This is a genomic window from Caloramator sp. mosi_1 (genome assembly GCF_028622835.1).
In the GTDB taxonomy this organism is placed as follows: Bacteria; Bacillota; Clostridia; order Clostridiales; family Caloramatoraceae; genus Thermobrachium.
In genome coordinates this window covers 1,021,788-1,041,959 of sequence record NZ_CP117677.1, presented here as the reverse complement: position 1 = coordinate 1,041,959, position 20,172 = coordinate 1,021,788, and the positions used below count along the sequence as shown (strand labels likewise).

The 20,172-nt window shown below is 28.9% G+C and carries 29 protein-coding genes and 5 pseudogenes; 26 read left to right on the top strand and 8 right to left on the bottom strand.

The annotated features are described in order from the left end of the window. Nucleotides 1–125: 125 nt before the first annotated feature. A complete protein-coding gene (locus PL321_RS07460; RefSeq protein WP_273964067.1) occupies nucleotides 126–854 on the bottom strand; it encodes an MFS transporter in 729 nt (242 codons plus the stop codon). Continuing rightward, nucleotides 811–1,302 (bottom strand): MFS transporter, encoded by a 492-nt coding sequence (locus PL321_RS07455; protein WP_273964066.1) that lies wholly within the window; start codon nucleotides 1,300–1,302, stop codon nucleotides 811–813. The genes PL321_RS07460 and PL321_RS07455 overlap by 44 nt, the downstream gene beginning before the upstream one ends. Nucleotides 1,303–1,947: 645 nt before the next feature. Between PL321_RS07455 and PL321_RS07450 the strand changes: the two genes are divergently transcribed. The 13 genes and pseudogenes from PL321_RS07450 (at nucleotide 1,948) to tatC (ending at nucleotide 7,625) form a co-directional block, all read left to right on the top strand. Beyond that, nucleotides 1,948–2,835, top strand: a complete 888-nt coding sequence (locus tag PL321_RS07450; RefSeq protein ID WP_273964065.1) for a WD40/YVTN/BNR-like repeat-containing protein — start codon at nucleotides 1,948–1,950, stop codon at nucleotides 2,833–2,835. A gap of 35 nt (nucleotides 2,836–2,870) precedes the next feature. Beyond that, nucleotides 2,871–3,218, top strand: coding sequence for a hypothetical protein (locus PL321_RS07445; RefSeq protein WP_273964064.1), 348 nt, complete (start codon nucleotides 2,871–2,873; stop codon nucleotides 3,216–3,218). Between the two features lie 226 nt (nucleotides 3,219–3,444). Further along, nucleotides 3,445–3,642 carry a hypothetical protein gene (locus PL321_RS07440; protein WP_273964063.1) on the top strand — a complete coding sequence of 66 codons (198 nt, stop codon included), beginning with the start codon at nucleotides 3,445–3,447 and terminating at the stop codon, nucleotides 3,640–3,642. A gap of 214 nt (nucleotides 3,643–3,856) precedes the next feature. Then, nucleotides 3,857–4,264 (top strand): hypothetical protein, encoded by a 408-nt coding sequence (locus tag PL321_RS07435; RefSeq protein ID WP_273964062.1) that lies wholly within the window; start codon nucleotides 3,857–3,859, stop codon nucleotides 4,262–4,264. A gap of 20 nt (nucleotides 4,265–4,284) precedes the next feature. Then, nucleotides 4,285–4,587: a hypothetical protein gene (locus PL321_RS07430; RefSeq protein ID WP_273964061.1), complete on the top strand. Its 303-nt coding sequence runs from the start codon at nucleotides 4,285–4,287 to the stop codon at nucleotides 4,585–4,587. Then, nucleotides 4,512–4,796: a hypothetical protein gene (locus PL321_RS21180; RefSeq protein WP_443110758.1), complete on the top strand. Its 285-nt coding sequence runs from the start codon at nucleotides 4,512–4,514 to the stop codon at nucleotides 4,794–4,796. The genes PL321_RS07430 and PL321_RS21180 overlap by 76 nt, the downstream gene beginning before the upstream one ends. A 13-nt stretch (nucleotides 4,797–4,809) precedes the next feature. Beyond that, a pseudogene (locus PL321_RS07425) lies at nucleotides 4,810–5,711 on the top strand (nickel-dependent hydrogenase large subunit). Continuing rightward, entirely contained in the window at nucleotides 5,708–6,199 is a 492-nt protein-coding gene (locus PL321_RS07415; RefSeq protein WP_273964460.1) for a nickel-dependent hydrogenase large subunit, read from the top strand. Before PL321_RS07425 ends, PL321_RS07415 begins: the two are co-directional and overlap by 4 nt. Nucleotides 6,200–6,245: 46 nt before the next feature. Then, nucleotides 6,246–6,422 carry a hypothetical protein gene (locus PL321_RS07410; protein WP_273964059.1) on the top strand — a complete coding sequence of 59 codons (177 nt, stop codon included), beginning with the start codon at nucleotides 6,246–6,248 and terminating at the stop codon, nucleotides 6,420–6,422. 14 nt (nucleotides 6,423–6,436) lie between these two features. After that, entirely contained in the window at nucleotides 6,437–6,709 is a 273-nt protein-coding gene (locus PL321_RS07405) for a hydrogenase maturation protease (protein WP_273964058.1), read from the top strand. A 20-nt stretch (nucleotides 6,710–6,729) separates the two neighbouring features. After that, nucleotides 6,730–6,897 (top strand): Sec-independent protein translocase subunit TatA/TatB, encoded by a 168-nt coding sequence (locus PL321_RS07400; RefSeq protein ID WP_273964057.1) that lies wholly within the window; start codon nucleotides 6,730–6,732, stop codon nucleotides 6,895–6,897. Between the two features lie 13 nt (nucleotides 6,898–6,910). Beyond that, on the top strand, nucleotides 6,911–7,069 hold the full coding sequence (locus tag PL321_RS07395; RefSeq protein WP_273964056.1) for a twin-arginine translocase subunit TatC: 159 nt from the start codon (nucleotides 6,911–6,913) through the stop codon (nucleotides 7,067–7,069). Next, a pseudogene (gene tatC / locus PL321_RS07390) lies at nucleotides 7,057–7,625 on the top strand (twin-arginine translocase subunit TatC). The gene PL321_RS07395 and the pseudogene tatC overlap by 13 nt, the downstream one beginning before the upstream one ends. Nucleotides 7,626–7,777: 152 nt before the next feature. Here the strand turns inward: tatC and PL321_RS07385 are convergent. The 6 genes and pseudogenes from PL321_RS07385 to PL321_RS07360 all read right to left on the bottom strand — a co-directional run bounded on the left by PL321_RS07385 (nucleotide 7,778) and on the right by PL321_RS07360 (nucleotide 12,788). Further along, nucleotides 7,778–7,972 carry a hypothetical protein gene (locus PL321_RS07385; protein ID WP_273964055.1) on the bottom strand — a complete coding sequence of 65 codons (195 nt, stop codon included), beginning with the start codon at nucleotides 7,970–7,972 and terminating at the stop codon, nucleotides 7,778–7,780. Between the two features lie 175 nt (nucleotides 7,973–8,147). Further along, a pseudogene (locus PL321_RS07380) lies at nucleotides 8,148–9,702 on the bottom strand (ABC-F family ATP-binding cassette domain-containing protein). A gap of 143 nt (nucleotides 9,703–9,845) precedes the next feature. Then, nucleotides 9,846–10,316 carry a cation-translocating P-type ATPase C-terminal domain-containing protein gene (locus PL321_RS07375; RefSeq protein ID WP_273964054.1) on the bottom strand — a complete coding sequence of 157 codons (471 nt, stop codon included), beginning with the start codon at nucleotides 10,314–10,316 and terminating at the stop codon, nucleotides 9,846–9,848. Nucleotides 10,317–10,408: 92 nt separating this feature from the next. Then, entirely contained in the window at nucleotides 10,409–11,245 is an 837-nt protein-coding gene (locus PL321_RS07370; RefSeq protein WP_273964458.1) for an HAD-IC family P-type ATPase, read from the bottom strand. Nucleotides 11,246–11,406: 161 nt separating this feature from the next. Further along, nucleotides 11,407–12,101 (bottom strand): annotated as a pseudogene (locus PL321_RS07365) (HAD-IC family P-type ATPase). Between the two features lie 168 nt (nucleotides 12,102–12,269). Next, on the bottom strand, nucleotides 12,270–12,788 hold the full coding sequence (locus tag PL321_RS07360) for a cation-transporting P-type ATPase (protein WP_273964053.1): 519 nt from the start codon (nucleotides 12,786–12,788) through the stop codon (nucleotides 12,270–12,272). Nucleotides 12,789–12,957: 169 nt separating this feature from the next. On the opposite strand from PL321_RS07360, the gene PL321_RS07355 reads away from it, so the two are divergent. From PL321_RS07355 to PL321_RS07295, 13 genes and pseudogenes are all read left to right on the top strand, one after another. Continuing rightward, complete coding sequence (locus tag PL321_RS07355; protein ID WP_273964052.1) at nucleotides 12,958–13,392, top strand: hypothetical protein; 435 nt, start codon at nucleotides 12,958–12,960, stop codon at nucleotides 13,390–13,392. Between the two features lie 5 nt (nucleotides 13,393–13,397). After that, nucleotides 13,398–13,610, top strand: a complete 213-nt coding sequence (locus tag PL321_RS07350; RefSeq protein ID WP_273964051.1) for a hypothetical protein — start codon at nucleotides 13,398–13,400, stop codon at nucleotides 13,608–13,610. A gap of 299 nt (nucleotides 13,611–13,909) precedes the next feature. Beyond that, nucleotides 13,910–14,131, top strand: a complete 222-nt coding sequence (locus tag PL321_RS07345) for a hypothetical protein (RefSeq protein WP_273964050.1) — start codon at nucleotides 13,910–13,912, stop codon at nucleotides 14,129–14,131. Further along, complete coding sequence (locus PL321_RS07340; RefSeq protein ID WP_273964049.1) at nucleotides 14,128–14,556, top strand: HMA2 domain-containing protein; 429 nt, start codon at nucleotides 14,128–14,130, stop codon at nucleotides 14,554–14,556. Before PL321_RS07345 ends, PL321_RS07340 begins: the two co-directional genes overlap by 4 nt. 317 nt (nucleotides 14,557–14,873) lie before the next feature. After that, nucleotides 14,874–15,077, top strand: coding sequence for a hypothetical protein (locus PL321_RS07335; RefSeq protein WP_273964048.1), 204 nt, complete (start codon nucleotides 14,874–14,876; stop codon nucleotides 15,075–15,077). Between the two features lie 587 nt (nucleotides 15,078–15,664). Continuing rightward, complete coding sequence (locus PL321_RS07330) at nucleotides 15,665–16,282, top strand: IS607 family transposase (RefSeq protein ID WP_273964047.1); 618 nt, start codon at nucleotides 15,665–15,667, stop codon at nucleotides 16,280–16,282. After that, a pseudogene (locus tag PL321_RS07325) lies at nucleotides 16,266–17,448 on the top strand (RNA-guided endonuclease InsQ/TnpB family protein). The gene PL321_RS07330 and the pseudogene PL321_RS07325 overlap by 17 nt, the downstream one beginning before the upstream one ends. A gap of 184 nt (nucleotides 17,449–17,632) precedes the next feature. Next, on the top strand, nucleotides 17,633–17,971 hold the full coding sequence (locus PL321_RS07320) for a YtxH domain-containing protein (RefSeq protein ID WP_273964046.1): 339 nt from the start codon (nucleotides 17,633–17,635) through the stop codon (nucleotides 17,969–17,971). 5 nt (nucleotides 17,972–17,976) lie between these two features. Beyond that, a complete protein-coding gene (locus PL321_RS07315) occupies nucleotides 17,977–18,189 on the top strand; it encodes an HMA2 domain-containing protein (protein ID WP_273964045.1) in 213 nt (70 codons plus the stop codon). A gap of 118 nt (nucleotides 18,190–18,307) precedes the next feature. After that, complete coding sequence (locus tag PL321_RS07310) at nucleotides 18,308–18,724, top strand: hypothetical protein (protein WP_273964044.1); 417 nt, start codon at nucleotides 18,308–18,310, stop codon at nucleotides 18,722–18,724. A 104-nt stretch (nucleotides 18,725–18,828) separates the two neighbouring features. Continuing rightward, nucleotides 18,829–18,969: a hypothetical protein gene (locus PL321_RS07305; protein WP_273964043.1), complete on the top strand. Its 141-nt coding sequence runs from the start codon at nucleotides 18,829–18,831 to the stop codon at nucleotides 18,967–18,969. 38 nt (nucleotides 18,970–19,007) lie between these two features. Continuing rightward, complete coding sequence (locus tag PL321_RS07300) at nucleotides 19,008–19,346, top strand: hypothetical protein (RefSeq protein ID WP_273964042.1); 339 nt, start codon at nucleotides 19,008–19,010, stop codon at nucleotides 19,344–19,346. After that, nucleotides 19,307–20,164, top strand: coding sequence for an HAD-IC family P-type ATPase (locus PL321_RS07295; RefSeq protein WP_337961118.1), 858 nt, complete (start codon nucleotides 19,307–19,309; stop codon nucleotides 20,162–20,164). The genes PL321_RS07300 and PL321_RS07295 overlap by 40 nt, the downstream gene beginning before the upstream one ends. Nucleotides 20,165–20,172: the final 8 nt, after the last annotated feature.

The window sequence follows — 20,172 nt, the reverse complement described above, 5'->3', positions numbered from 1 at the left end:
GAGTTCTACCCAAATGTTACATTTCTAAAATTTAGTCAGATAAATTATTTAATTATACCTCCAAAAATATTAGGCAAGTGATATAAGCTTCATATCACTTGCTTTTAATTTTCAATATAATAAAACTATATATTAGACGGCTTATTCATAAATCTCGATATAATAATTCCAATCAATATTAAAACTAATATTGGATATGATACATACTTATAGCTTCCAAAAATATCTTTAGCAAATCCGGAGGTTAAATTGCCAAGTACAGCACCAATTCCATAGGCAGTAAATACAATTCCGTAATTTTGGCTATAATACTTAGAGCCAAAAAGCTTAGAAGTTAGGGTTGGTGCAATAGACAACCATCCTCCAAAATTCATCCAGAACAATATAAAGGATATAATAAATATTAATGAGTTACCTTCTTTAAAAAACAATATCAAGATAGCAGCAAGGAATATAAGTGAGTATGATAGTAGTATAACCTTATAGGTTCCAAGTCTATCTGATAAATACCCAAATAAAGGTCTGCCTATACCATTAAATACAGAAAATAATGAAACATAGAAGGCCATAGTAGATGATGACACACCAACTATGTCTTCTCCAATAGGCCCTGTAATGCCAATTATCATAAGGCCAACAAAGGTTGCAATTGCAAAACACGTCCACAAAATATAAAATTTACTGTCTCGAATCATTTCGTGAGGAGATATTGAATTAATATCTTCTGTAGTATTTTCTATATCTTCATTAGGAAATCTAAAGGGTAGCGATAAGGTTATTAATATAAATAGGAATGTAAGTCCCAGTATCTTAAAGGTTGTAAAAACTCCATAGATGTTGATTAATTTTTGCAATTGGAGCAGTAACAAAGGGGGACATACCAAAACCAGATAAAAGCACACCGAGTGCAAGCCCCTTCTTATCATAAAACCAACTGGATACAACTCCTATTGGAACACCATAAGCAATTCCTACACCACTTCCCGCTATAACGCCATATGCAATTGTCAACATAACTATATTTTTACTATATGCTGAAACAATCCAGCCAAGTGCAACAAGTAGGCTACCTGTTATTAGAACAACTTTAGGTGAGTATTTGTAAATAAGTTTTCCGCCTACAGGCATCAAAAAGGCATAAAAGGCCAAGAAAGTCATAAAGGGCAAATTACTTTGGGTAGAATTTAAGCTTAAAGCATTCTCCAGAGGTTTTTTAAAAATACTCCAAGAATATACAGTACCAAGACATATAAATATTAATATTCCTAAAACAACATATAGCCAACGAATTTTGTTTTTCATAGCGACCTTCCTTTTTAAAATAATTAGTATATTTAAATCATACCAAAAAATAATTATTGTCCAGTATATTAGTATGATGTTGTTAAATAGAATATAAGCTAAAGGTTGTATTATTTTTTAATATGAATTTTATAATTATGAACTTTAAAACAATAGTTACTCTTATTTAAAATAATGCAAAATATTTTTTAAAATATACACAAATAAATTATTAGAAAATACAAATTTCAAATTTAACACAAAACAGGTGTTATGATATATTTATACAATTAAATATAACTGTCAATATCTTAATTTCAAGGGGATTATATTTAGGAAAGTTATGTATACAATTGGCATATCATAAGGATTCATTGGAAATTGAAAATCTCTAACAAAGCTAAAGTTGAAAATTATAATAAATTTTAACAGTTTTATAGTGTTAGCTAAATTTTGTTGACATTTATTAACCTATGAGTTAAAATTATTTATGATGTGAAAATGAAAATCAATATCAATAGTTATATATTTAAAGTAATAAAAGTAAGCTCTCTATCTAAAAACGATTGTGTTAAGTAAATATGAAAAAATAAAAAGGAGGTTTTTTATGTTTGATAAGATAAGGTTTTTTTAAAAAACATTATTTTTTCCATAATATTTTTGTCTTTGATTATGCCATCTTATAAAATATCAGCACAAGAATATATATGGAATAATATTTATAGTCTTGATGGTGCCCAGTTTATATATGCAAAAGATAACAATTATATTTTAATTAGTAAAAAGGATGGTAAATCAAGTGTTGCAATAAAAAGTAATAATGTATGGAATATCACTCTAAAAGATATTCCAGAAGTTAGAAGTATATTTGAATATAATGGTGCAATTTATATGCTATCTAGTAAAGATAGTAATAGAGCAATTTATAAAAGTACTGACGAAGGTAATACATGGAGTAATATTTTAGGTACAGAAATATTATTGCCAAACAATATTGGAAATAACAACGTTGAATCAATTGTGATTAGTGATGAAGCGATTTACATAAATGTAAATAAACAAGGAATATATGTTACATATGATAAAGGACAAAATTGGACTAATATAAATAATGGTTTGCCTATAAAAAATCAAACTGATTTCTTATCTAGGAATATTTGGAATATAGATGGAGAATTATATGCTTCCACTAAAGATAAAAATGGTTTATATAAATATCACAAAGATGAAGGCGTTTGGAAACCAGTTAAAGATTTAAATGGTTTGCCAAGTGGTGATGCAAGAGAGGTTAGGGATTTTGTAATATTAAATACAACAATTTATATAGGGACGAATAATGGTGTTTGGACAACTAGTGCTTTAGGGGATGATCCGTGGGTACAAGTTAATGGAATAAGTGGAGACATAAGAAAATTGCTGGTGTTAAATGGAGATTTATATGCTATTTCAAAATCTGCAAAACAAATATATCAACTTAAAAATTTAAATTTTGAACCGTTATACAATAATATAGATTCTACGTTAGGCGATTTTTTGACTTTTGTTATTCTTTAAGTGAAGAAAGTTTTTTAGTTGCACATAATAAAGGTTTGGCTATTATTCAAAAACCAGTAGCAATAAATGAAGAGGTTACAGAGAGAGAAAATAATACAGAAGAACCTAATAAAGACAACAATCATTCTGAAGTTGGACAAGAAGTAATAGATAATGAAAAAGTAGAAGAAGATACTGAGATAGATGACACATATAGTTTGCCAAGTGAGTATAACTATGACAATAGATTTGAGTTAATAAAAGATATTAATGAGTTTATATTTGAAGAAAATGATAATATAAATGGTAATACCCAAGAAGTAGAGGAAAAAGTGAAGATGAGTCAGAAGTTGAAAGTAATAGTAGTGAAACAAGTGATAATAAAAGAGAAGATGAAAATATAGAAGAGGTTCAAAAACAAGAAGAAACAAAGGAAACATCTCAAGAAGTAGAGGAAAAAAGTGAAGATGAGTCAGAAGTTGAAAGTAATAGTAGTGAAACAAGTGATAATAAAAAGAAGATGAAAATATAGAAGAGGTTCAAAAACAAATCATTAAAGATGAAACAATTAATAATGTAACTGATAGAGAAACTCAAAATAGCAATAATCAGAATGTAAAACAAAATATCGTGAGACTAACTAAACAGAATAATATATCAACATATAACGATTCAAATGAACAACAATCTAATATAGAAGAAACTGTTGTTGATGAAAATAGTACTCCATACACAGAAGAGATAAAAGAAAAAGAAGTTTTTAAGCAAGATACTAAAAACAAAAAAATACACAAATCAAAATTAAAAGTATTATTCAAAAAGTTTTAACACCAAAAGGATTAGTTGTTTCAACTACAGGAATATTGGGTTTATGTGGAGTTTGGGTTTTATTAGCAAATAAAATAAACATAATAACAAGTGCATCATTAAATAATTTGTTAAAGGATATATTACAAAAAATAATAAAAAGGTAAATTTTGAAATAAAAATGCGAAGGCTGAATTATTATTTTATAATTCAGCCTCTTTAAAGGAGTGATAAAATGAAAATTTCTCGACGTGATTTTTTAAAATGGGTTTTGGTATCTTCAACAGCATTAGCTGTAAAGAAAACTGATATTGATAGATTAATTTATGCTATGGAAGCTATTGAAGCAACGCCAGTTTTGTGGATTCAAGCTGCAGGTTGCTCTGGATGTACTGTATCATTTTTAAATATGATTAATAGTGTTCCTAATAGTACACCTAACTTAGAAGAGTTGTTGCTTGAAAAATTAACTTTGAAGTACCATTCCACATTAATGGTTGAATATGGTAATAGAGCTATTGAAGTTATGCAAACTATTTCAAATAATAATCCAAATCAATATATATTGGTGATTGAGGGTGGAATTCCAACCTATGAGGATGGAGCCTTTTGTATTATTGGAGAAAAGATAATAAACCTTTAACAGCTCTAGAGGCTGTTAAAATGCTAGCTAATAACGCAAAATATATAATAGCAGTTGGTACCTGTGCGTCTTTTAAGGGTGTATCTGGAGCAGGTTCAAATATTACAGGAGTAATGTCTGTAGAAAATGTGTTGTCACAAAACAATAAATCAAAAGTTATAAATTTACCAGGTTGTCCAGTGCATCCATACATAATAGGAGGAACAATAATGAATTTAATTATGGATAACCAGTTACAGTTAGATTCATTAAGAAGGCCTACATTGTATTATTCTTCAAAAAACTACATGATAAAGAAAATAATATTTCTAATTGTCCTTTAAAGGGAAGAACCAAGACAAATAAGTTAGGAGTTGTAGGTTGTTGCTTTGATAATATGGGATGTAAAGGCAAAGAAGATCAAACACGTGTAACTTGTTATACAAAATATTGGGGTACAGACTGGGAAAATAGAAAGGGATGTTTTGGAGTAGGAAATATGTGTATTGGTTGTAGTAATATAAACTTTCCTTTTAATAAAATTTATAGATAAAGAAGGTGATATAATGTCAAGTACAATTAAACTAGATCCTATAACACGCTTGGAAGGACATATGAAAATAGAAGTTGAAATAGAAAATAATAAAGTTGTACAAGCTAAATGTACTGGTAATATGTTTAGAGGTTTTGAAAGTTTGTTGAAGGGGCGAGATCCTAGAGATGCAGTACATATAACTCAAAGAATTTGTGGTTTATGTCCTGTATCACATGCAGTCGCATCATCTTTAGCTATTGAGAATTCAGTAGGGTATCGTATAGGAAACCAAGCAAGATTATTAAGAAATTTAATACAAGGTGGAAATTATTTAGCAGATCATATTTTGCATTTTTATCATCTTTCTTTGTTAGATTATGTTAAAGGTCCGGATAAATCTTTGTGGGCAACCACATATGAAACTGATCTTCGTCTGTCTAGAAAATACAACAAACAGATTTTTAATAATTATATAAAAGCTCTAGACATTAGAAGAAAAGCTCATCAAATGGTTACTATATTTTCTGGAAAAGTACCTCATCGTAATGTCTATTATGCCTGGGGAGTTACAAAAGAACCAACTAGAGAAGAAATAAATGAATACAAGTCATTACTAAATGAAATAAAAACTTTATTGATAATGAATATTATAATGATATTCAAATTATTGCATCTGTTTATAAAGATTATTTTAATATTGGAAAAGGCTATGGCAATTTTATCACATATGGAGTTTTTCCTATTGAAGATATAAAGGATGGAAAGAAGTTATTTAGAGCAGGAAGATATATAAATGGCAAATTTTATTCAGTCGATATAAATAAAATAACTGAGGACTCAACACATTCATATTTAGAAGGAACAGGTAATGTTGGATTTAAAAATTCTGACATAAAAGTAAATATGCAAAGAAAAACGCATATTCTTGGATAAAAGCTCCAAGATATGCAAATGAGCCGTATGAAGCAGGTCCTTTAGCTAGAATGTGGATAAATGGAGAATATAGAAAAGGTATATCTGTAATGGATAGACATATTGCAAGAATGCTTGAAAGCAAGAAAATTGCTCAAGCATTAAGTGTATGGATTGATCAAGTAATTCCGGGCACAGTAGATTACGCATCTTCTTTACATACACTTGTTTCAGGTGAGGGAATAGGTTTGACAGAAGCTCCAAGAGGTGCACTGCTACACTATATAAAGTATTCAAATGGAAGTATAGACAACTATCAGATTATAACACCAACATGTTGGAATGCATCACCTACAGATGCAAAAGGAGTATTAGGCCCAATAGAAAAGGCATTAATAGGTGTAGAAGTAAAAGATGCTAATAACCCAATAGAGCTTATAAGAATAGTCCATTCCTTTGATCCTTGTACTGCTTGTGCTGTACATGTTATTAATCCAACAAAAAAATAAGCAAAAATTTTATAGTACAAACACCAAATCCAAGCGGGGTAATATTATGAAACAAGCAGTTGCTATTGGGATAGGGAATATATTACTAAAGGATGACGGAATAGGGATTCATATTATTAATTGTTTTATTAAAAAATATAGTAATGAAATGAATGTTGAATTTGTAGATGGTGGAACACAGGTAATTGATCTACTGACTTACTTTTTAGATTATAAAAAGTGATTATTATAGACTGCTTGAGGGGTGGACATAAACCAGGTACAGTTTATAAAATTACACCTAATGAATTGAAGGATTACAAAACAGAAAATCTTTCTCTACATGACGTACAAATATTAGATGTTATAAAGCAAGCTAACTTAATAGGTTTTTATCCTGAGGTAACAATAATAGGTATTGAGCCCTATGAAATAAGCTATTCTTTAGAACTATCTAACAAAATAAGCAAGGAGTTTAAAAGAATTGTAAATAGTACTAGAGACTTGATAAATGAAATAATATTAGGTTAAAAAAGAAGGGAGTTAATAATATGCCAAGTTTAGGTTTATCAGAATTGTTAGTTATTTTAGTAATTGCCTTATTAGTATTTGGGCCTAAAAAATTACCTGAAGCCGGAAGAGCTTTAGGAAGTGCAATAAAAGAATTTAAAAAAGCTGCACGAGACATTACTAATGAAATAACTGAAGAAGGAAAGTAAGAGGGTGAGTTGATTGACTGATGAGCTTAAGGAGATGTCAATTTTAGAGCACTTAGATGAACTGAGAAAAAGATTAATAATATGTATTATATCAGTTATTTTGCTTTCAATAATTGCATTTTTGAAAACAGATGAAATCATCATTTTTTTAAAAGAGGAATGCCACATGTAGACTTAATATTTATAACTCCTCTAGAAGGATTTTTAGTTAAGTTAAAGGTAGCTATATATGCTGGCATTTCAATATCTATGCCCGTTATTTTTTTCAAACTATATTATTTTTTTCGCCGGCATTATATAAAAAGGAAAAAATTATTTTCACTTTGATTGTAGTTATAGGAACTCTATTGTTTCTAATGGGAATTTATTTTTCTTTTGTTTATATTTTACCTATTACTATGAAGTATTTGTTGAGTTTTGGTAATGAAAGCATAATACCTATGTTGTCAGCAGATAAATATTTTTCGTTTGTTGTTTTATTAACTTTAGGAATTGGTGCTATATTTGAATTGCCTTTATTAATGGTTTTATTATCCAAGATAGGATTAATTAATTATCAATTGATGTCAAGGCATAGAAGAACTGTTATATTTATTATTTTTGTTATAACAGCTGTAATAACTCCTACACCTGATGCATTTACACTTTGTTTTGTTGCTTTACCAATGGTTCTTCTTTATGAAATTGGGTTATTTGGCTTATATATTTTTGATAAAATTCAAAAGTAATTATGCAATTCATTTAACATAGATAAAAGTGAATGTTAAAGTTATATATAATTTCACATTAAATTGTTATATTTTTATTCTAAAAAATTAGAATAACTGCAAAAATACCTCAAGTAATCAAAATACATAATTACTTGAGGTTATATTATTTCTTATGCTAATACATTAACATTATTTCCTATACTTATATACTCTGTTATATACGCTGTAACTCCAACAAACTGTATTCCTTTAGGTTGAAGATAAAATATACTTCCAACCTGCTTTAATTCTGGTGAATTGGATTTTATTATGCTTGCCATAAGACAATTACTTGCATTAAAGGAGTTTGTTATATTTTGTATCATAATATCACCCTTGAATTATTTTAATTTTAGTATACTAAAAAATATAAAAAATAAAAGAGTCTAAAACAAAAAGGCTGTGAAAAATCACAACCTTAACTTAAGTTTAAAATTATGTTTTAACTATACAAATCAAAAATACAAAATATGACAAAAGTAACATTTCACCTGGGTGGCACTATACTACCTTAGTTGTCCAAGTTTCGCAGTTCCAAACATCTGTTACAATATCCCTGTAAAATTCTGGTTCGTGGCATATTAGAAGTATGCTTCCCTTATATTCCTTAAGTGCACGTTTAAGTTCTTCTTTAGCATCAACATCTAAGTGGTTTGTTGGCTCGTCTAATACAAGGAAATTTGTTTCTTTGTTAATAAGTTTACATAGTCTTACCTTAGCCTGTTCTCCTCCACTTAGCACGCAAACCTTACTTTCAATTTGCTTTGTTGTAAGTCCGCACTTTGCAAGAGCAGCTCTTATTTCGTATTGTGTAAATGAAGGAAACTCATTCCAAACTTCATCTATACAAGTGTTGTAGTTATTTTCCCTTATCTCCTGTTCAAAATATCCAATGTGAAGATAATCTCCAAGTTCAACTTCACCTGATAAAGGTTTAATTTCTCCTAATATGCTCTTTAAAAGCGTTGTCTTACCAAGACCATTTGCTCCAACTAATGCAATTTTTGTCCTCTTTCCATTCTTAGATTAAGTGGTTTTGATAGAGGTGCATCATATCCTATTACTAAATCTCTTGTTTCAAATAAAACCTTTCCAGAAGTTCTTGCTTCCTTAAAATTAAATTCTGGTTTTGGCTTCTCCTTTGCAAGTTCTATAATCTCCATTTTTTCAAGCTTTTTTGCCTTGACATAGCCATATTTCTTGTGGCAACTCTTGCCTTGTTTCTGGCAATAAAATCCTTAAGTTCTGCTATTTCCTGTTGTTGTTTTTTATATGCAGCTTCTAATTGTTGCTTCTTTGCCTCATAAACCCTAACAAAATCATCATAGTTTCCGACATACCTGTTAAGTTGTCTGTTTTCCATATGATATATCAGATTAACAACGCTGTTTAGGAAAGGTATGTCGTGGCTTATGAGAATAAATGCATTTTCATACTCTTGCAGGTACTTCTTTAGCCATTCGATGTGCTGTTCGTCAAGATAGTTTGTAGGTTCGTCTAAAAGAAGTATATCGGGCTTTTCAAGAAGAAGCTTTGCAAGTAAAACCTTTGTTCTTTGGCCACCACTTAAATCGTTAACGTCTCTTTCAAGTCCTATATCTGTAAGTCCAAGACCTCTTGCAATTTCTTCAACCTTTGCGTCTATTATATAAAAGTCATTATGGGTTAAAATATCTTGAATTGTACCCATATCTTCAAGCAAGCCCTCCATTTCTTCAGGGCTAACCTCTGCAAGTTTTTCGCAAATTTCATTGTATTCTTTTTCAAGTTCAAATAAATAATTAAAGGCTGATTTTAAAACGTCGCGGATAGTTTGTCCTTTTTGAAGAACTGTATGTTGGTCAAGGTACCCAACACGTGCTCTTTTAGCCCATTCAATAGTTCCTTCATCGGGTTCTAATCTTCCTGTAATAATATTCATAAAAGTTGATTTTCCTTCACCGTTTGCTCCAATAAGTCCAATATGCTCACCATTTAAAAGTCTAAATGAAACATCTTCAAATATTGCCCTGTCTCCAAAACCGTGGCTTAAGTTTTTAACAGTTAAGATACTCATCTTTTGATCCCTTTCCTTTATATTTTTAAAGCATAACAAAGAATATTATAATATAGATTTGTTAATAAAAAAGAAGAGTTTTAATCGAAAAAATATTAACTCACGAGCAACTTGCCGTGAGTTAATAAGACAATAATATCTATTTATATTCTACTTAAAGATGTAGTTAAGGATAAAATCATCCAATCCTTTGAATTCAGTGGTACAGTACCAAACATAGAACTAATAGAAGGTATATAAAGTATTGCTAAAAGTGAAGCAAGAGACAAAGAAGATGCTAAACTAATATGAGCTGAAGGTAGCCTACTTTGTCTACAATCATAAACGTGTAGAAGCTGAGTCAATACTAAATTTGAAAATGCCATACTTTGTGCATAAGGAATTCCTCTTCCTAATAAAATTGAACTTTCAAATACAGCAAAGCTTGTTAGACCTATTCCAACACTTCTTTTTACTATATCAGTTCTAATTTTTCTATCTAAAAGTTCGTTGTTTTGTGAATTTTTAAGCTTGCTTGAGGGGTAATCATCTATGTTTTCCATTGCAAGACTTGCCCCCAAGATAGATTCACCAATTACATTTAACCACAACAGTTGTAGTGCTAAAAATGGCATTCTACCAAAGGTTAATGATGATAGTGATATAGCAATTATTTCTCCTATACTTCCTGCAAGAAGGTATTTTGTAATATTTCTTATCTTTAAATTTATTTTTTACCTTCTTCAATAGCATTTACAATAGTTGTGAAGTTGTCGTCTGCAAGAGTGATAGAAGCAACATCTTTTGCTACGTCACTTCCACCTCTTCCCATAGCTATACCAATATTTGCTTCTTTTATAGCAGGTGCGTCATTTACTCCGTCACCCGTCATTGCAACAATATGGCCACATCTTTTTAGAGCTTTAACTATACGATGTTTCTGTTCAGGTGATGTCCTTGCAAATACTTGTATATTATTTATTTTTCTATAAAGTTCTTCATCAGTCATTAAATCTAAATCTATTCCTGATATAACAATTCCATTGGTTAGAATGCCTAAATGTTTTCCAATTGCTGTTGCAGTTTGTTTATTATCACCTGTTATCATTATTATTTTAATCCCCATACTATGACACTTTTGTATAGCTTCTATTACACCTTCACGAGGAGGATCCTCCATTGCAACAAGTCCTAAGAAAACAAAGTTGTTTTCTATATCCTTTGAGTTCTTATCTAAATGTTTATATCCAAAGGCAAGAACCCTCATAGCATCCGATGCAAATTTATCACAAATTTCCTGTATTTTTTCTTTATCCGATGATGTAAAAAGCCTTTCTATACCCTTATCATAGATTCTTGTGCATTTTGTTGAAATACTACTAAAGGCACCTTTTATGAAGGCTATCTTATCTTTATTGTTTTGAACAACTACTGTCATATATCTTCGAGAACTATCAAACGGAATTTCCTTTATTCTTTTATATTGATTTCTAATTTCCTCTACATTTAGATTTCCTTTATATGCAAGTGGAAGGAGTGCTCCTTCAGTTGGGTCTCCTTCAATTGTCCATTTGTTGTTAGTATTTTTTAAATTAGCGTTATTGCATAAAACTCCTGCTACAAGTAGCTTTTTTAATATTTCTTCATCATTTGTACTACCATCAACTAATTTAATATCTCCTTCTATTGAATATCCTGAACCTGATACATTATAAGTACAACCATCTACATAAACTTTTTTACAGTCATTTGGTTCATAGTTAATGTTCCTGTCTTATCACAGCATATTACACTAACATTACTTAGACCTTCAACTGCAGATAGCTTTCTAACTATGGCGTTTTGTTTAGCAAGCTTTTGGACGCTAAGTGCCATCGTTATAGTTACTACTCCAGGTAAGCTTTCAGGTATTGCACCTAATGAGAATCCTATAGCAGTAGTTAAAACTTCTTGTATTGTTCTTCCAGCAATAAGACTTATACCACCTACAATAAAGCTTAATAACAAACATACTTTTGTTATTTTTGAGTAAATTTCTGCATTTTAATTTGTAATGGTGTAGGTTCGGCTTCAATATTTTGTAGCATTTTTGCTATTTTACCAATTTCAGTTTTCATACCTGTTGCTACAACAACAGCCTTTGCATAGCCAGATAATACACTTGTTCCCATATAAATCATATTACACCTATCAGCTAAACAAATGTTCTTTTCACAGGTACAAGCGTCTTTTATTAGAGGAGTACTCTCTCCATTTAAAGTTGCTTCTGAAATTTTAAGATCATAGCATTCAATAATTCTTGCATCGGCAGGAACCCTATCCCCTGACTCAATAAATATTATGTCACCAGGAACAAGGTTTTTAGAGTCAATTTTATGTATTTCACCATTTCTTAAAACTTTAGCTTTATCTACAAGCATATTTTTTAAAGAGTAGATTGAGTTTTCAGCTTTGTGCTGTTGTAAGGTAGATATTGAGGTTTCAATAAGAGCAATTGATGTAATAGCAATAGCTTCTGGTATTTGTCCTATAAGAAGTGACAAAAACCAGCACCAAGTAACAACCTTGTTGAAAATTCATTTAAGCCTTCAAAAATTTAGCAATAATGGATTTTCTTTTTTCTCAGATATTACATTAAGTCCATATTCTTTTATTCTTTTTTGAACCTCGTATGAAGATAAACCATTGTTAAAGTTTGTATTTAGGTTTTGTTCAATTTCTTTTATGCTAATTGCGTGGTATGGTTCATAAGGTTTATAGGTTACCTTTTTAACAGATTTCATTTCGACTTCTAAAGGCACAGCATATTCTTCTTTAAATTTGGTTGAGGAGGATAAAATTTGTTTTTCATTATGAACAGAACTTGTACTTTTGTTCTTGTTTAAAACAAAACTAATAATGTTAAATTTAAGTATGTTTTCGGTTGTGAGCATTTCATCGTAAATTACAAGAAGTTTTCCAGTTAATGGATTGGCACTTGCATAAATAACACCATTTAGTGTTTTTGCAAAGGTAGATACTTTAGAACACATATTTTCGTTTCTGTAGATTGAACTTATTGGGATACGAAATCTTCGGTAGATGGCATTGATATTTGATTTTTCCATTACTTTTGCATATACATATCACCTATTCTCAAAAATTAGCTAATATGTAGTATTTCTCTGTAAATGAATAAATATACTTGTTTATTTAACTTTGATTTAACATTTTCAAAAAAACCTTTAACACCAAGTGAATATTATATATTTTGGGATGAAGTTGCTTAGGGAGTGTATGAAGGATGAGAAATACGGTATATCTTCCAAATTTCATAGATTTATTAGAAAAAAATGTATAATTCTCATTAAAGAACAAGTTGATATATTTTTTAGTGGTTGTTTTAAAGCATTAAAGTCATATTCAATTTTGGTTTCTAACAATTTGAAGATGCATAACAAAGAAAATTTTGAGGCAATGGTTTTGTCGATGGAAGAAATAAATAGCTTTATTGATAATGTAGAAAAAATGTTAGCATTAGAGATAGAATCATCAATTAATGACTATGTAGATATAGAATTAAATGTTGAGGTCAATCATTTAAATTTAGATAAAGTAAGCGATTTTGTTGATTGTTTGCATATAACAAATGAGATAACAAAGATGTCTGAAAAGTTGATAAATAAGAGTTTCTGTAGTTTAGTCGGAAGTTTAACAAAAATGTTGTTGTAAATTATATGTTTGATAAATTTGATTTTGCTGAATTTTTAATGGGTGGAGCTTCTTCAAAACAATCAGTAATAGAAAACCAAGAGAAAATATATAGAAAGATGGAAGGAATGTTAGTTAATGTTAAAACTGATATGTATAATCAATTGGTTGGACAGGTACTTGAGTTAATTGATGAACTATTTTATTATCAAACAACAGAAAAATATAAAACTGCTTAAACACCTGATAAAGGTGTTTTTTATGCAAAAATATTTTATAGTAATATTTTTTGAAAAATGAGGAATAATATAAAAAACATAGCAAGAGGTGTTGTTATGAGTGAATTAAATAATGAAAAAGACTTGAACAAGAAGTAAGAGAATTAAATGCAAAATATGAGAGTTTATCAAAGGAGGTAGAAAAACTTATAAAGAATGAAGAAAATTTAAGGACAAGTGTAAATACTATCTACAATAGCTTTGAAAAATTAAATCAGAATGTCGAAATGATATTGAGTAAAATGGATGCTATGCAAAATATGAATTTTGCACAAAAGGAACTTCCTAAAATGGAGTTCAATTTAGGAAGAAAAATAGGAAGAGGTTTAAGAAGAGTTACAGTTGGCACAGTGGGCTTAATTTTAGGTATTAGAGATAAAACAGCAGAAACAGTTGCTAACTTTAAGGAAGGATTTGAGGATATAGTGGCAGAGGCACAATATAACAATAGAAAGAAAAAGTTAGCGGTTGAGACCGAATGAAGGCTGTAGAAAAAATATTTTCCATACCAGGTAGATTAAGATTGAAAGTATGGGAAATATATAATGATTATGGAGCTGCTTGTAGTATTAGAACTAATTTATACTCAGTAGATGGTATTAAATCAATTAAATTTAATATTTATAATTGTAGTATTTTAGTTTTGTATGATGAAACAAAATTAGATGAAGATACTATATATTGCAAAGTTGTAGATACTAAGTTAAGTACACACAAAATTAATTTAAAAAGCAAAAGTACTATAAGTATTTTAACAGATGATTTGGCTCCTTATAAGTTACTGAAAAATCCATTTTATAAAAAATTCTTTTTATTTGGATTGGCACTTGAACTTTTTTATTTTTTTAGGTTATCCTTTAAGTTCTTTAATTTCTATAGCTATTTTATCAAATCCAATAATATTTAAGTTAATAGAAAATATATGTTTAAATCATACAATAAAGAAATTAGAAGTTTATAATATCTTTATAAATAACATAGATGAAATTAAATTTTTAAATGAATCAAACAAAGTAGGAATTGATGAGAGTTTAATTTTACAAAAAATATAAACCTAAGTCCTAATGTTATTAGAAGACTGGAGCTAAACAGTAGAATTAGTATAATAAATAAAAAATAATTACTTTAGTTTTTAGATTAAGAGAAGAGGGTATTAATACAATATATATTTTAACATATAACACTGATAAACCTGATTTAAAATATGTAGAAGACTGCTTGTTTTTGAATAGTTTATGTATAGATAATATAAGTCAAAAAGATAGATTAGTAATTATATCAAATAATGCAGATTTGTTAAGTAAAAATAAATGGTATATAAAAGTTTTTGTTTTTAATGAACTAATAAATCATAAAAATGCGGATATCTATGTTGAAATTAAGTCTTTAGAAAATTTATATAAGATATTTAGTCATAGTTTTTATTAGAACAACATATAAAAAGAGTAAATTCTCTTATTTCTTTACTGCATATATATTTGATGTTATTTATAGTAAGGGAATTGCAATATCCCCAATTTTTACGATATTATTCACTATCTTTGAAGTATTAATTTCAGATATTATATACGATAAAAAAATAAAAGAGGATTATATATATTAGAATATTTTTTATATATATTAAGTTTAAAAAGTATTCTAAAATAAGGAGCAGAGTTATGAAGACAAATATATTAGAAGATACCAAACACGAAGATTTAATAAAAAACTTGAAATAATTAAAGAACAAATAGAGGATGCTCTTTTATTGAGTATAAATAAAATAAAAGAAACTCCATATGAAGAAGATGAAATTCTTAAAATATGGACAGATTATTCTCAGGATATAGTAGATTTTTTAATGATGAAATAGAAAAAATAAACAATAAAAAAATAATAAAAAAATAATTAAGTATGCTATGTTTAAAAAATAATTAGATGCGAACAATAGCTAAAATAATTTTATAAGAAATTATAAAACTCTATATACAATTTATAAAAAGTATAATGTAATTGTATATAGAGAGGTGATAATAATGAAATATTATAGTATAGGTGAGTTTGCTAAATTAATAGGCAAAACGGAACAAACTTTAAGAAATTGGGACAGAAATAACAGATTAAAACCTGCTTATATTGCACCATCTGGATTTAGATATTATTCAGAAGAACAACTTAATCACCTTCTTGGCATAGTTAAAAAACCTATAAATAAAAAAGTAATAGGATATTGTAGAGTTTCAAGTCAAAAACAAAAAGATTACTTAGAAACACAAATAACATACGTTAAAGAATATATGATAGCAAAAGGTTATCAGTTTGAAATAATAACTGATATTGGAAGTGGAATTAATTATAACAAACAAGGATTAAATAAGCTTATAGATATGGTTACAAATGGCGAAGTAGAAAAAATAGTAGTGCTATATAAAGATAGACTTATTAGATTTGGATTTGAATTAATAGAAAATATTTGTAATAAATATGGCACTAATATTGAAATAATTGACAACACAGAAAAGACTGAAGAGCAGGAACTTGTAGAGGATTTAGTTCAAATAATAACAGTATTTAGTTTCAAATTACAAGGCAAGAGAGCGAATAAAGCCAAGAAAATGATTAAGGAGCTTATGGAAGATGATAAAGACATATAAAGTAATGCTTCTACCTAACAATAAACAACGAACAAAGTTATTCGAGTGTGCAGGGGTTGCAAGATGGGCATATAACTTTGCTTTAGCTACACAACAGGAAAATCACAAAAATGGTGGCAAATTTCTAAATGATGGAGAACTATGAAAAAGGCTAACCGAGTTAAAGAAACGAAAAGAATATGATTGGCTCAACAACTATTCAAACAATATAACAAAACAAGCAATAAAAGATGCTTGTCAATCCTATAAAAACTTCTTTGAGGAAAGAACAAAGTTTCCTAAGTTTAAATCAAAAAGAGAAGTAGACTAAGCTTTTACGTTGATACTGCAAAAATTAAAATAACAGATACTCACGTTAAATTAGAGAAACTAACTACTTCTACAAAACGCAACAAGCAAAAACTCAATTGGATTAAACTATCTGAAAAAAGCAGAATACCAACAGGAAATAACACTAAATATTCTAATCCAAGAGTGACATTTGATGGATTAAATTGGTGGTTAAGTATAGGAGTAGAAGAAGTTGAAGTTAAAAATCAAAATTATACCGAAGGTATAGGTATAGATTTAGGAGTAAAAGATTTAGCTGTTATAAGCAGTGGACAGAAGTTTAAAAATATAAACAAATCAAGCAAAGTTAGGAAATTAGAAAAAGACTTAAAAAATTACAACGTAAGTTGTCTAAAAAATATGAGTTAAACAAAATTGAAACAGAAGGAGGTGAATACTGTTACAGAAAAACTAACAATATAAATAAGTTGGAATTCCTTGTTCAAAAAACACATAAAAGGCTTAAAAATATAAGACACAATTATATTCATCAAATAACTACATCTTTGGCGAAAACCAAGCCAGAGTATGTGGTAATGGAAAACTTAAATACTTGTGGAATGCTAAAGAATAGGAAGCTATCTAAGGCAATACAAGAGGCGACATTCCACGAATTTAAAAGGCAGATGGAATATAAGTGTGCTTGGAATGGAATAAAGTTTATAGTTGCGGATAGATTTTACCCTTCGTCTAAAACTTGTATCAGATGTGGTGATATAAAAGATAAACTTTCTTTATCAGAAAGAACTTTTATATGTGATGAGTGCGGTTATGAAATAGACAGGGATTTAAACTCAAGTATAAACCTAAAGAATTATGGTAAAGGAGTAGCATAGCACTTAAATCAGTTATTGATGTGTACCCATACGTTAGTGGGGAATTTAAGCCTTCGGAGTGTCAAACAAACAGGAGTAGGAATATCCGAAACTGGACACGATGAACAAGGAAGGAAACATAAACTTTTATAAGGTTTGATGTAAACTTTATAAAGTTTTATAAGTTTTCTGTAACGGAGAAGGTATGGTTAAGAAAATAAATAAATCCTTCTTAATAGGTGCAGCTGTTGGCATTGGAGGATATGTTTTTATTAAAGAACTAAATAAAAGTCTTAAACCTTATACAATAAAAGCAATGGAGAAGGTTTTGTATTTAGGAGACAAAACAAAGGAACTTGTAGATGATATTAAGGATGAAGTAGAGAAAAGCAGGCATAAATTAATTAAAGAAGAGAACCAAGATATTGGATTAGAACACTGTGCTGTAACTTGTGAAAACACAGCACAGGAGGAACTTTTAAAACTACAAGCTCAAATACAAGAGTTAGAAGAAAAAATGAAAAAGTTAAATAACAGGGGTTGATTAAGTTGCAGGTAATTAGTAGTTTACCAGGTAGAGTGAGGTTAAAGAATCCCTATATTTATTATGATAAGGATTTATCAGAGTATATAAATTTTTATCTTGAAACTTTAGTTGGAGTAAATTATTCAAAGGTAAATCATAATTCTGCTACAATCCTTATTGAATATGATAAAGATAAAATAAATTTGGATGAGATAATGAAAAAATTGACTACATAATAGATTTAGCTGTTAACAAAAATAAAAGAGAAGACTTATCTTTGTATGAAAACTATATAAATCTTATAAAGAATAAGGAGAAAGCAAAAAGAGAACATTAATATATACTTTAATATATTTGCTGTTAAGAACTAAAGAATCTACTATAGGTAAATTCTCAATTAGTAGAAATGTAAGGGTGCTTCAGGCAGCATCAATAGTAACTATCATTGGAGGATATCCTCTGTTAAAATCCTTTTATAAGAGGTTTATGAAGAATGTTCCAACAGATGCGGATATACTCTTAAAATTAACAGCAGTATCCTTTACTCTTTTACGTGAGAGTAATAAAGGTGTATTTGTTCTTTTAATGAAATCCTTAAGCGACTACATTAAGTATTCGGCTATGATTCAATGTCAAAAGACATTAAGAAATATTAAAGGTAATTTCATTAATATGGTTCTAAGATTAAATGGTGAAAAAGAGGAACTTGTTACAGTAGATATGTTATCTAAAGGTGATATTATAAAAGTAAGTAGGGAGAATCTATTTTAGTTAATGGAATAGTAGTAAAGGGCAGTGCATTAGTAAGTAGTTTATATTATACAGGACAACTATCTTCTGAAAAGATAGGGGTTAACGATTTTGTTTCAGAGGGAATGTACGTAGTATCAGGAGAATTAATATTGGAAGTTAATGAAGTGCCACAATATTCAAATAAATCAGAAATGCCACTAAAAAACTTGAAATATATGGTAGAATTAAAAAATACCAAAGTCGAATTACTCCTGTTGCATTAACCACAGCAGTAGCAAGTTATATTTATACAGGAAGTGCAATGAATGCATTATCTACATTGCTTGTAATGACTCCATCAGCATCTATGACAGCACTCAATTCTGGAATAAGTAGTTATGTTAATCTACTTAAAAGAAGGAACATATACGTTAGAAATGTAAACTGCATAGAAAATGCATCAAAGGTAGATGCAGTTGTTTTTGATAAAACAGGTACGCTTACAAATGGACGTATGGATTTGATTGATATAGATATTATAGATAAGAAGTATACAAAAGAAGAAGTTTTAAGGATATGTGCTGCTTGTGAATATGATGGTATGCATCCTATTGCTATGACATTAAAAAATATGGAGATAAGGAATCATTTCAAAAGTTAGAAAGTAGTTTTTATATACCTTCAAAGGGTGTATTTGCAGAATATAATGGACAAAAAGTTTTGATTGGTAATGATGAAATAATGAGAGATTATAATATAGATATATCTTTATATTTAGACAAATATGAAATACTGAAAAATAATTTTTACACACCGATATTTGTTGCTATAAATGGCAAATTAAGTGCAATAATTATTTTAAAAGATGTTTTAAGGAACGATTCATATAATACAATTCAAACATTTAAAGGTTATGGGATAAATAACATAACACTTTTGACAGGAGATAAGCACGAAAATGCAATTCATATAGGTGAACAGTTGGGTATAAATAGGATATATAGTGAGTGCAGTTTGCAAGAAAAGAGTGATATTGTAAGGAAGATTTCAAGACGTAACACAGTTTTAATGATGGGTGATGGTATAAATGATGTAATGGCAATGAGGGAAGTTGACGTTAGCGTCTGCTTAACTAATACTGCCTGTGATAGGGTATTTATGCATTCGGATTGCATAATATTAGATGATAATTTGATGAGAGTATGTGAATTTGTATCCTTGTCCAAGAAATCCTACAATGCAATTCAGAATACAATTACTTTTTCACGTTTATATAATCTGATTTTAGGAGGATTTGCTTTCTTTGGATACTTTGACGCCTTTACAGCTAAATCCCTAAACACTTTAAATTCACTATATGTTCTTCTTTTAAATAAGAGAATAGAATATTTTATACCAGACAGATTACATATTCAAAAAGATATATCATCAAATCAAGGATACTATTTACAAAATCAGTTTACAATAGGCAGAGGGTAATCCCTCTG